The following is an 11422-nucleotide window of genomic DNA, read 5'->3' on the forward strand; positions in this document are numbered from 1 at the left end:
TTGCGCTTCTCTTCCAGAGCATTGACAGCCGCTACGTCCAGAACGTAGCCACGTGTCGCCAGACGAGCGGCAGCTTCATCGATGTCGCTGCGCAGATATTTGGGATCCAGCATGGGTTACCTACTTTTTTAATAAGGGATCTGGGCCTGAGTCATCATGACGGGCTAAAAAACAGATCCGGAAGTTAACATCGGTTGGCCCCCGTCGCCTTGAGAGTCAGGCCTTCGAAATCAAGAAGATGGTATCAGGCCGAAACCAACGGGGTCAGAGGGGCAGTGTAGCAGACCGCCCCCCTGCCCGAACAGGGACTATTTGGGTCGTTTTTGCCGACTTGTGGGGTCAAACACCCCAATTATTCCGGTACTTGACCAATTTTCATTCTGCTGACAAACAAGCGGGGCTATCGGCCCCGTTTTTGCGAGCTCTGTCGATCCAGCTCGTGGAGATAATCGAGCTTCTGGCCGATCTGCTTTTCAAGGCCACGATCGGTAGGCTGATAGTACTGCTTGCCGGCAAGCTCGGGGGGAAAATACTCCTCGCCCGCGGCATAGGCGCCCGGCTCGTCATGGGCATAGCGATACTCGGCGCCATAGCCCAGATCGCTCATCAGCCGGGTCGGCGCATTGCGCAGGTGCACCGGCACCTCGAAGTCAGGGAGGTTTTTGGCATCATGGAGCGCTGCCTTCCAGGCGGTGTAGACCGCATTGCTCTTGGGAGCACAGGCAAGGTAGACGATCGCCTGGGCGATGGCCCGCTCCCCTTCCGCCGGCCCGATGCGGTGGAAACAATCCCAGGCAGATAGCGCCACCTGCATGGCTCGGGGATCGGCATTGCCCACATCTTCCGAGGCAATCGCCAGCAATCGGCGTGCAATGTAGAGCGGATCGCAGCCGGCACTCACCATGCGGGCATACCAGTAGAGTGCCGCATCCGGTGCCGAGCCGCGGATAGATTTATGCACCGCCGAGATGAGGTCGTAGAAGTGATCCCCCCCCTTGTCGAAGCGGGCCACATGTTCCCCCGCTACGGCGGCAAGCAGCGCGCTGTCGATCACCCTCGCCCCTGTGCTGTCGGTTTCGGCCATGTCGGCCAACAGCTCCAAATAGTTGAGGGATTTACGCCCGTCCCCATCCACCGCCTTGGCCAGCGCCTCCTTCACCCCAGGGGCAAAGGTGAGCACCGGATCATTGAGACCACGGGGATCGGTCATCGCCTGATCGAGCATGGCGAGGATGTCGCTCTCCTCAAGTCGCTTGAGCAGATAGACCCGAGCACGGGAGAGCAGCGCGTTGTTGAGTTCGAACGAGGGGTTTTCGGTGGTGGCACCGATAAAGGTGATGGTGCCATCTTCGATATGAGGCAGGAACACATCCTGCTGACTCTTGTTGAAGCGGTGCACTTCATCCACGAAGAGGATGGTGCGCACCCCGCGCCAGCTGTTCTCTTTGGCCTTGTCGATGGCGGCGCGGATCTCCTTGATGCCTGAGGTCACTGCCGAGAGTCGCTCCACTTCCGCCTGACAGTAGTGAGCCACCAGCTCCGCCAGCGTGGTTTTACCGGTACCGGGTGGCCCCCACAGGATCATGGAGTGGCAGTGACCCGCCAGGATCGCTTTGCGCAGGGGCTTGTCAGCCCCCAGGATATGCTGCTGACCGATATACTGGTCGAGGTTTTGCGGCCGCATCCGGGCCGCCAGCGGACGAAAGTCCGAGGAGAAATCCAGCGACAGATTGCTCATCAGCGCTGATCATCCAGCTCGACCCCCTTCGGGATCTTGAAGACAAATTCGTTACCCTTGAGCACCGGCTTGCGGTTGAAGTTATTGAGGGTAAATTCGGTCCACTGCCCCTGCGCCTCTTTCACATCGAAGCGGCTGATGTTGTTGTCGCGATCGAAGGTTACACGGAAGGAGGCGATAAGCTCGCTCGGATCACGGCTGGTGACTGTGTAGACATCACCCTGCTGAGTCACGTCGTACTGCTTCCACAGTTTTTCGTCATTGCCGGTGATAAGCACGAAGGGGGTATTGAGCACCGCATCCTTCATTTTAAGGGCGGTGACCTGCTCGACGAAGGGATCATACACCCAGACATCCTTGCCATCAGCCACGATCAGGCTCTCGTCAGGCGCAGTGGTATGCCAATTGAAATGGTTTGGGCGCTGCACCAGCAGATCGCCGCTGGCGCGCTGCAGCTCCTTGCCCTTGCTGTCGTAGACAGTCTGGGAGAACTTGGCGGAGAAGAGGCTGACACTGGCCAGCTTCTGCTTGAGATCGCTGGCCGCGTCGGCCCACACCTGGCTGCTGGCAACCAGCAGCATGGATCCGATCAACAGCTGTTTTTTCATCATGCTTTTCATAACGACCATCTCGATAAAAGGCCACGCCCGTGAGGGGCATGGCCAGGATAACAGTAAAAGGGTGGGCCTTAGTCCCGCACCGGCGGCGGAGCGAGCACATCGCGCTGACCGTTGCCACCCGGGGCGCTCACAATGCCCTGATTTTCCATCTGCTCGATGAGACGAGCAGCCCGGTTGTAACCAATCTTGAACTTGCGCTGCACGCTGGAGGTCGAACCACGGCGGGACTCCACCACGAAGGCAACCGCTTCGTCGAACAGGGGGTCGAGCTCTTCGTCGCCACCACCGCCATATTCGCCGCTGCCACCTTCGCCACCCGACTCACCGGAGAGGATCTCCTCGATGTAGTTCGGCTCGCCGCGCAGTTTCCAATCCGCCACCACCTTGTGCACTTCGTGATCATCGACGAACGCACCGTGTACCCGGGTCGGGTTGGAGGTACCGGCTGGCATGTAGAGCATGTCGCCCATGCCGAGCAGAGATTCGGCGCCGCCCTGATCGATGATGGTGCGCGAGTCGATCTTGCTCGACACCTGGAACGAAATCCGGGTCGGGATGTTGGCCTTGATAAGACCGGTAATCACATCCACCGACGGACGCTGGGTAGCCAGAATGAGGTGAATACCGGCGGCCCGCGCCTTCTGGGCGATACGGGCGATCAGCTCTTCCACCTTCTTGCCGACGATCATCATCATGTCGGCAAATTCGTCCACCACCACCACGATGTGGGGCAGTTTCTCCAGCTCCGGCGGCATCTGATCCATGGAGTCACCCGGGCGCCACAACGGATCCAGCAGGGGTTCCCCCTCCTCGATGGCAGCCAGTACCTTGTCGTTGTAGCCCTTGAGGTTACGCACCCCGACCGCCGACATCAGCTTGTAACGGCGTTCCATCTCGCCCACACACCAGCGCAGGGCGTTGGCGGCGTCCTTCATGTCGGTCACCACCTCGGTCAGCAGGTGCGGGATCCCTTCGTAGACCGAGAGTTCCAGCATCTTGGGGTCGATCATGATGAAGCGCAGGTCATCGGGGGATGACTTGTAGAGCATCGAGATGATCATGGTGTTGACCCCCACTGACTTACCGGAACCTGTGGTACCGGCCACCAGCAGGTGCGGCATCTTGGCCAGGTTCACCACCACCGGCTCGCCGGCGATGTCCTGACCCAGGCCCATGGTGAGCGGGTTGCGGCTATCGCGGAAGGCATCGCAGTCTAGGGTCTCGCGCAGGTAAACGGTCTGACGCACCCGGTTGGGCAGCTCAATACCGACGAAGGTCTTGCCCGGGATCACCTCAACCACCCGCACACTGCTGGCAGAGAGGGAACGGGCCAGATCGCGCGACAGGTTGGTGATCTTGCTCGCCTTCATGCCCGGCGCCAGATCCAGCTCGAAACGGGTAATGACCGGGCCCGGATAGACACCCACCACCTTGGCCTGCACGTTGTAGTCGGCAAGCTTGGCCTCCACCAGACGCCCCATGCGATCCAGCTCATCCTTGCTCATCATCTGGGTCTTGGCGGGTGGACGGTCGAGCAGCTCGATACTCGGCAACGGCGGCAGCGTAGATTGCGGACGACGCTTGGGCTTGGTCGGTGCAACGGCTACCGGCGCGGCAACCTCGTCGTCCCCTTCGGCCCACGGCAGATCCAGATCGTCCTCATCATCGTCATCGGCCACACCCAGTACCGGCTGGCGGCGACCATTGGCAGCCGCCACCGCACGTTTAGGCTTGGCAGCCGGAGCCGACTCATCATCTTCATCATCAAACTGGGGATCGAACTCGAAGGTATCGTCGTCGAGTTCCGGCAGCCACTCTTCGGTGGCAGCCTTCTGATTTTTGGCCTTGGGCTTGCGCGTCCAGCTGGTGTGTGGCTCATCTTCCTCATCATCAAACGCGATGGCCCCTACCCCGCCTTCCAGCAAGGGATCCGGCCCCTCGTTGCGGGGTTGACGCCAGCCACCGGTCAGCCAGCGGCCGAGGGTGGTCGGGAAGTGGTAAACAGCGCTGACCGAACCGGTACAGGCCGCGCCGATCTGCTCGACGATGGTGAGCCAGGACCAGCCGGTAAACAGGGTGATACCGGTTGCCACGAAGCAGAGCAGCATCAGGTTGGCCCCGACGCCGCCAAACAGCGGCACCACGGCAGAAGCGATCACATCCCCCACCAGACCACCGGCGGAGAAGTTCTGCATATCGTTGAAGTTCATGCTGGCAATGGCCGACATGCCGAGCACGGTCAGGATAAAGCCGATGATCCGCACCCCCAGGGTGAGGTAATCCACATCGAGCAGACGGCTCGGGCGCCAGAACAGACTCCAGCCCAGCAGTACCACCAGCGGCGGCACCAGATAGGAGAAAGCACCAAAGGTAAACATGGTGATGTCGGCGAGCCAGGCACCGGCACTACCGGCGAGGTTCTTCACCTCCCCTTGCCAGGAGGTCTGGGACCAGCCGGGATCAGCGGGATGATAGGACAACAGGGCAAGCAGAAGATAAGCAGCCATCAGGGTGATGGCGATCAAGACGGCTTCGAAGATCCGTTGTGTACCTGATAAAGGAGTAAACAGCTTTTTATCGGCCAAACTCCGGCTCCTTTCTGAAAACATGTAATGCAGGAAATAAGGGGGCCTAGTATCCCCGAAAAGCCCATCGATTGTCAGCCAGAGCCTGATGGGACGGGGCCATATTTGCAATTATCTTTACAAGAAGAAACGAGCGGACCGGCCGCTCGTTTCTGACTGTCATGGTGTCTCATATGGAAAAGATACCACGGCATAACCTGCTTTATCGGGTGCTGATCACCAGACGACTGCTCTGCTTGACCTCTTCCATCACCACGTAGGTACGGGTGTCATTGACACCGGGCAGACGCAGCAGGGTTTCCCCCAACAGACGGCGGTAAGCCGACATGTCGCTGACTCGGGTCTTGAGCAGATAGTCGAAGTCACCGGAAACCAGATGACACTCCTGGATCTCTTCGAGCACCTGAACAGCCTTGTTGAACTGTTCAAACACATCAGGCGCCCCGCGATTGAGGGTTATCTCTACAAACACCAGCAGAGATGCGTCCAGATAATGAGGGTTCAGAATAGCGGCATATCCTTCGATATAACCTTGTCGCTCGAGGCGACGAACCCGTTCCAGACACGGTGTAGGACTCAGGCCAACTCGCTTGGACAACTCAACATTCGAAATCCTGCCATCCTTTTGCAGTTCATTAAGAATGTTGCGGTCAATCCTGTCCAAATCCTTTAGCCGACTCTTAGCTTCCATCATTTTATTCCATCCTTTGGCTATTTTTTGGTAAGAATCACCAGTCATTTTATAATTATGGTCACAAATCCTGTCAATACCTGAATATACTAGGCGCAAATGTTGGTTAACATTTTGGCAACATGAAACACCAATCTATAGACGAGGGATAGCATGATTATCGGTGTACCTAAAGAGATAAAAAACCATGAATACCGCGTAGGCATGGTTCCGGCCAGTGTACGTGAACTGACAGCACGAAACCATACTGTTTTCGTCCAAAGCGGTGCCGGAAACGGCATTGGCTTCAGCGATGCAGATTATATCGCTGTTGGAGCCGAAATTTTGGCCTCTGCAGCAGAGGTTTTCGCCAAAGCCGAGATGATCGTCAAGGTCAAGGAACCTCAGCCTGTCGAATGTGCCATGCTGCGCCCGGGTCAAACCCTGTTCACCTATCTGCATCTGGCGCCAGACTTGCCCCAGACCGAAGCCCTGCTGAAAAGCGGCGCCATCTGTATCGCCTATGAAACCGTCACCGACGGCCGTGGCGGCCTGCCCCTGCTGGCCCCCATGTCGGAAGTGGCCGGACGCATGTCTATTCAGGCGGGTGCCCAGGCGCTGGAAAAATCGCGCGGTGGTAGCGGTGTGCTGCTCGGCGGCGTACCCGGTGTCGAACCGGCCAAGGTGGTGATCATCGGTGGCGGCGTGGTCGGCTCCAATGCAGCCCGCATGGCCATTGGCCTGCGCGCGGATGTGACCATCCTCGACAACAACATCGATACCTTGCGCCGTCTCGATAACGAGTTCCAGGGAGCGGCCAAGGTGGTCTACTCCAACAGCGAGACGCTGGAGCGCCATCTGCTGGCGGCCGATCTGGTCATCGGCGGCGTGCTGGTGCCGGGTGCCACTGCGCCAAAACTTGTCCGCCGTGACCACATTGCGCGCATGAAGCCGGGTTCTGCCATCGTCGATGTGGCCATCGATCAGGGCGGCTGTGTGGAAACCTCCCACGCCACCACCCACCAGGATCCGACCTATATTGTCGATGAGGTGGTGCACTACTGTGTCGCCAACATGCCGGGGGCGGTGGCCCGCACCTCGACCGTGGCGCTCAACAATGCCACCCTCCCCTTTATCATCAAGCTGGCCCAGCAAGGGTATCGTCAGGCACTACTGAGCGATCCCAACCTGTTGCACGGGCTCAACGTGATGGAGGGCAAGCTCACCTGCAAGGAAGTGGCCGTGGCACATGGCCTTGCCTACACGGATCCCCTGACCCTGCTGAACTGATCTGCGCTGGCCTGCGCCAGTTGGAGATGAGTGAAAATCCGCCCGCGATGGGCGGTTTTTTATTCCTTTATTTTGCATGTCACCCCTTGTGAACACGATTAGTGCAATCGACTCACCAGCCTTTGACCCCGGATCACGAATTACCTACAATCGCGCAAACTCATCACATCCCGGAAATGACATCATGAGCCAAGTCACTCACAGCAAATTGCTGATCCTAGGGTCAGGCCCGGCCGGTTACACTGCAGCCGTCTACGCCGCCCGCGCCAACCTCAATCCCCTGCTCATCACCGGCATGCAGCAAGGGGGTCAGCTGACCACCACCACCGATGTGGAAAACTGGCCAGGTGACCCGGAAGGCCTGACCGGCCCGGCCCTGATGGAGCGCATGAAAGAGCATGCTGAGAAGTTCGATACCCGCATCCTATTTGATCACATCAGCAGTGTCGAACTGACTCAGCGCCCGTTCCGCCTCAAAGGGGACAACGGCGAGTACACCTGCGATGCCCTGATCATCGCGACCGGCGCCTCCGCCAAGTATCTGGGTCTGCCCTCCGAAGAGGCCTTCAAGGGTCGCGGCGTCTCCGCCTGTGCCACCTGTGACGGTTTCTTCTACCGCAATCAGGAAGTGGCGGTGATCGGCGGCGGCAACACCGCTGTTGAAGAAGCCTTGTATCTGGCCAACATCGCCAAAAAGGTGCACCTGATCCACCGCCGCGACGAGTTCCGGGCCGAGAAGATCCTGATCAAGCGTCTGCACGACAAGGTTGCGAGCGGCAACATCGTGCTGCACACCCACCAGACCCTGGACGAAGTGCTGGGTGATCAGATGGGGGTCACCGGTGTGCGCCTGCGCAACACTCAGGACAACAGCACCAGCGAGCTGCCGCTGATGGGCGTCTTCATCGCCATCGGCCACCAGCCCAATACCCAGATCTTCGATGGCCAGCTGGAGATGCAAAACGGTTATCTGAAGGTACGTGGCGGCCTCGACGGTTTTGCCACCCAGACCAGCATTGAAGGTGTCTTCGCTGCCGGCGACGTGGCCGACCACAACTACCGTCAGGCGATCACCTCTGCCGGTACCGGCTGCATGGCAGCCCTCGATGCCGAACGCTACCTCGACGCGCAATAAACAAGCGCAGTTGTGATATAAGGCATACCAGTCGGTATGCCTTTTTTATTTAAAGGAGTCTAATGAAACAGAAGATATTGATTGTCGAAGATAGCCTGACCATCCGCCGTATGCTGACTCAGGCCATTGCCCAGCAGACAGGCCTCGAGATTGACGCCTTCGATACCCTAGAAGGCGCCCGTCACTGTCGGGGCGAGGAGTATGTGGTCGCGCTGGTGGACCTGACCTTGCCGGATGCGCCCCGTGGAGAAGCGGTCAACGAGCTGCTGGCTCGCGGATTGCCGGTTGTGATCCTCACTGCCGACATCAGTGAGGATAAACGTGCCGCCTGGCTGGAAACCGGCGTGCTGGACTATGTGATGAAGGATTCACGCCACTCGCTGCAATATGCCGTCAGTCTGGTGCACCGTCTCTATCTCAACCAGTCCATCGAAGTGCTGGTGGTCGATGATTCACGCACCTCCCGTCACCGCACCATGGCTCAGTTGCGCAAACAGCTGTTGCAGGTGCATGAGGCAAGTCATGCCAGTGAAGCGATGGCGATACTGGAGCAACACCCGGGCATCCGGCTGGCACTGGTCGACTACTACATGCCGGATATTGATGGCATCAGTCTGGTGCGGATGCTGAGAGAGCGTTACAGCAAGCAGCAGCTGGCGATTATCGGGATCTCGGTCTCGGACAAACGCGGTCTCTCTGCTCGCTACCTCAAGCAGGGCGCCAACGACTTTCTCAACCAGCCTTTCGAGCCGGAAGAGCTGCAGTGTCGGGTCAGCCACAATCTGGAGGCGCTCGAGCAGTTCAACAGCATTCAGGAGTCAGCCAATCGTGACTATCTGACCGGTCTTTACAACCGTCGCTACTGGTTCAATGAAGGGCAAAAATGGTTTGAAGAACATCTGCATCAGCAGACGCCTCTCGCACTCTGTGTGCTCGATGTGGATCACTTCAAGCAGGTCAACGATCACTGGGGCCATGCCATCGGCGATCAGCTGCTCTGCCATCTGACCCGCCAGCTGACCCAGTTCTTCCCCGATGCCATGATCGCACGGTTTGGCGGAGAGGAATTTGCCATGATGGTACCCCACTGTACCGTCCCCGTGTTGATCAAGCGTCTTGAAGGGCTGCGTCAGCAGCTGCGCCAGCAACCCTTGTCACCGGAAACTCCGCTCTTCGTTCGCGCCAGTTACGGCGTGATCAGCGTCGGGCGGATATCCATGGACGAGGCGCTGAGCGTAGCGGATCGGCTGCTCTATCAGGCAAAGAACACCGGTCGCGACAAGATAGTCTCTCAAGAGACAGCTATCTGAATCCTCAGGGCATCAGTCCCGTGTATTACCGCCCGACAGACTTTCCAGCAAGAGAGTCTGCGGGTTTCTTTCCTGCCACAATCCCCTATCATCATGACTATCGAAAGTCAGTAAGTCTTGTCGACCCGCACCCCATCATCGAAATAGAGAATGCGCACCTTGTCCCCATTGGCAAAGACCATGGCGGGATCATAATCCTGGATCACGTTGATAAGGGCATTTTGCTCGTTGCGGATCAGCAGCTCCACCAACTTGTTTTCCACCACGGTTCCCCCGGACTGGTATTGCTGCGCAGCCGCAGCACCCGCGAGCGCCCCGACGGCGGTGGCGATTTCACGGCCATGACCGCCGCCAAACTGGTTCCCCAGCAGGCCGCCCAACACAGCCCCCCCCAGCGTCTTCCAGCCAGAGTGCTCTGACTCCAGGATCTGGCGCTGGGTAATATTGCGCACCGTTTCGACCTGACCAAACACCACCTGATTGACTGGCCGCGCGGTATTGCGCTGGTAGACCTCCGCCCCGGCGGGCGCAGTGACAAAGCAGAGCAAGCTGGATACTATCAGGATAATGGCCTTCATCTATGAACCTCGTTGCCTTATGTCTCGCTATCTTACCCAACTGGATGATGAGCTTTGCTGGTTTCCCGACCCCAGCCATGCGCTGGAAGAGCCCAACGGCTTGCTGGCGATCGGCGGGGATCTCTCCCCTGCCAGATTGCTGGCAGCTTATCACAAGGGGATCTTCCCGTGGAATGAACCCCACCAGCCGACCCTGTGGTGGTCACCGGATCCCCGCGGAGTGATCCGCCCAGACCAACTCCATGTGGGACGGACACTGCAGAAGATTATCCGTCGAACCCCATTCGATATTTCTGTCAATCGCGCCTTTAATGAAGTCATTACCGCCTGCGCCGCCCCTCGTCGCACTGCCGATGGCACCTGGATCAGCCAGCCCATGATCGAGGCCTACCAGCAGTTGCACCGGCTGGGTCATGCCCACTCTATCGAGATCTGGCAGGAGGGAGAGCTGCAAGCGGGACTGTATGGCCTCTCTATCGGCCGACTGTTTTGCGGTGAATCCATGTTCAGCCGGATTGATAACGGCGCCAAACTTGCCATGGTGGCACTCTGTCGCCACTTTTCACGCCATGGTGGAGCACTTATCGATTGCCAGATGCAAAACCCGTTTCTGGCGACCCTGGGTATCGAGGAGTGGCCACGGGCCCGTTTTCTGGCTGAGCTGGCGCGCCTTGGCCATCAACCACTATTGGCTTCCTGCTGGCGAGAGGGGGAGATCAGCTTATGACTGAAGAAGTGATCCTCAAAGTAGGGCTGACTCCCAAGCATCCCTGCAGTTATCTGGACCATGAACAGGAGCAATTGCTGGTGCTGATGGATCACAATCTGCTCAACGCCAACGGTTACGAGCGATTGTTGACTGCCGGTTTTCGCCGCAGTGGCAACGACATCTATCGCCCCCACTGCCCGGCGTGCCATGCCTGCCAGTCCCTTCGTATTCACAGCGAACGCTTTCGTCCCAGCCGTGGCCAGAAGCGGATCCGCCAGCTCAACAGGGATATCGAGATCGTCCTGAGCTATGATGACAAACCCGAGTATTACCTGCTCTACGAACGTTATATCCGCGAACGCCATCAGGATGGCAGCATGTATCCCCCCAACCGCAGTCAGTATCGCGGGTTTCTCCATTGTGACTGGATGCCGCCGCTCTACCTGGAGATGCGCAAAGAGGGCCGCCTGATCGGTGTCGCCACCACAGACCTGCTGCCCCACTCCTTGAGCGCCATGTACACCTTCTTCGATCCGGATTATGCCGATCGCTCCCTGGGCACCTTTGCCATCCTCTGCCAGCTCGATCTGGCCAGGCGAACCGGGCGAAGCTGGCTCTATCTTGGCTATCTGGTAGAGGCGTGTCGCAAGATGAATTACAAACGCAATTACCTCCCTCACGAGCTGTTAATTCAGGGGGAATGGAAAAATATCGACACCAAGCCCGAGTAAACTTTACACATAGCCTTAAATCCGGCATGATCCAGCGGTTTTTTGTTGTGGCTTAT

The 11422-nt window shown here is 58.2% G+C and carries 11 protein-coding genes; 5 read left to right on the forward strand and 6 right to left on the reverse strand.

Annotation, left to right across the window (positions count from 1 at the left end; translation table 11 throughout):
• The 5 genes from G5358_RS18145 to lrp all read right to left on the reverse strand — a co-directional run.
• Positions 1-113: hypothetical protein (locus tag G5358_RS18145; protein ID WP_421324644.1), on the reverse strand; the 113-nt coding region annotated here is incomplete at its 3' end.
• Between the two features lie 287 nt (positions 114-400).
• A complete protein-coding gene (locus G5358_RS18150; protein ID WP_421231569.1) occupies positions 401-1738 on the reverse strand; it encodes a replication-associated recombination protein A in 1338 nt (445 codons plus the stop codon).
• The gene (lolA, locus tag G5358_RS18155) at positions 1738-2346 is read right to left on the reverse strand and encodes an outer membrane lipoprotein chaperone LolA (protein ID WP_421209180.1); all 609 of its coding nucleotides are present in this window, start codon (positions 2344-2346) and stop codon (positions 1738-1740) included. The genes G5358_RS18150 and lolA overlap by 1 nt, the downstream gene beginning before the upstream one ends.
• Before the next feature lie 80 nt (positions 2347-2426).
• On the reverse strand, positions 2427-4943 hold the full coding sequence (locus tag G5358_RS18160) for a DNA translocase FtsK 4TM domain-containing protein (protein ID WP_421324642.1): 2517 nt from the start codon (positions 4941-4943) through the stop codon (positions 2427-2429).
• A gap of 202 nt (positions 4944-5145) precedes the next feature.
• Positions 5146-5637 (reverse strand): leucine-responsive transcriptional regulator Lrp, encoded by a 492-nt coding sequence (gene lrp, locus G5358_RS18165; protein WP_005300047.1) that lies wholly within the window; start codon positions 5635-5637, stop codon positions 5146-5148.
• Between the two features lie 150 nt (positions 5638-5787).
• On the opposite strand from lrp, the gene ald reads away from it, so the two are divergent.
• From ald to G5358_RS18180, 3 genes are all read left to right on the forward strand, one after another.
• A complete protein-coding gene (gene ald / locus G5358_RS18170) occupies positions 5788-6903 on the forward strand; it encodes an alanine dehydrogenase (protein WP_076494667.1) in 1116 nt (371 codons plus the stop codon).
• Between the two features lie 184 nt (positions 6904-7087).
• Entirely contained in the window at positions 7088-8038 is a 951-nt protein-coding gene (gene trxB, locus G5358_RS18175) for a thioredoxin-disulfide reductase (protein ID WP_421221579.1), read from the forward strand.
• Positions 8039-8100: 62 nt separating this feature from the next.
• Entirely contained in the window at positions 8101-9348 is a 1248-nt protein-coding gene (locus tag G5358_RS18180; RefSeq protein WP_421324643.1) for a diguanylate cyclase domain-containing protein, read from the forward strand.
• A gap of 107 nt (positions 9349-9455) precedes the next feature.
• Here G5358_RS18180 and G5358_RS18185 read toward each other — a convergent pair whose 3' ends face one another.
• Positions 9456-9926 carry a glycine zipper 2TM domain-containing protein gene (locus tag G5358_RS18185; RefSeq protein ID WP_005337104.1) on the reverse strand — a complete coding sequence of 157 codons (471 nt, stop codon included), beginning with the start codon at positions 9924-9926 and terminating at the stop codon, positions 9456-9458.
• A 19-nt stretch (positions 9927-9945) separates the two neighbouring features.
• On the opposite strand from G5358_RS18185, the gene aat reads away from it, so the two are divergent.
• Both aat and G5358_RS18195 read left to right on the forward strand, forming a co-directional pair.
• A complete protein-coding gene (gene aat, locus G5358_RS18190) occupies positions 9946-10653 on the forward strand; it encodes a leucyl/phenylalanyl-tRNA--protein transferase (protein WP_257697061.1) in 708 nt (235 codons plus the stop codon).
• Entirely contained in the window at positions 10650-11366 is a 717-nt protein-coding gene (locus G5358_RS18195) for an arginyltransferase (RefSeq protein ID WP_216950965.1), read from the forward strand. Before aat ends, G5358_RS18195 begins: the two co-directional genes overlap by 4 nt.
• The last annotated feature ends 56 nt before the right edge of the window (positions 11367-11422 follow it).

This window comes from Aeromonas sp. 604176 (assembly GCF_049170755.1).
GTDB classification, from domain to species: domain Bacteria; phylum Pseudomonadota; class Gammaproteobacteria; order Enterobacterales; family Aeromonadaceae; genus Aeromonas; species Aeromonas veronii_A.

Bases quoted from the DNA above. Each gene is read 5' to 3' on its own strand.
- G5358_RS18150 (WP_421231569.1), bottom strand. From the start codon at position 1,738: ATGAGCAATCTGTCGCTGGATTTCTCCTCGGACTTTCGTCCGCTGGCG.
- lolA (WP_421209180.1), bottom strand. From the start codon at position 2,346: ATGAAAAAACAGCTGTTGATCGGATCCATGCTGCTGGTTGCCAGCAGC.
- lrp (WP_005300047.1), bottom strand. From the start codon at position 5,637: ATGATGGAAGCTAAGAGTCGGCTAAAGGATTTGGACAGGATTGACCGC.
- ald (WP_076494667.1), top strand. From the start codon at position 5,788: ATGATTATCGGTGTACCTAAAGAGATAAAAAACCATGAATACCGCGTA.
- trxB (WP_421221579.1), top strand. From the start codon at position 7,088: ATGAGCCAAGTCACTCACAGCAAATTGCTGATCCTAGGGTCAGGCCCG.
- G5358_RS18180 (WP_421324643.1), top strand. From the start codon at position 8,101: ATGAAACAGAAGATATTGATTGTCGAAGATAGCCTGACCATCCGCCGT.
- G5358_RS18185 (WP_005337104.1), bottom strand. From the start codon at position 9,926: ATGAAGGCCATTATCCTGATAGTATCCAGCTTGCTCTGCTTTGTCACT.
- aat (WP_257697061.1), top strand. From the start codon at position 9,946: ATGTCTCGCTATCTTACCCAACTGGATGATGAGCTTTGCTGGTTTCCC.
- G5358_RS18195 (WP_216950965.1), top strand. From the start codon at position 10,650: ATGACTGAAGAAGTGATCCTCAAAGTAGGGCTGACTCCCAAGCATCCC.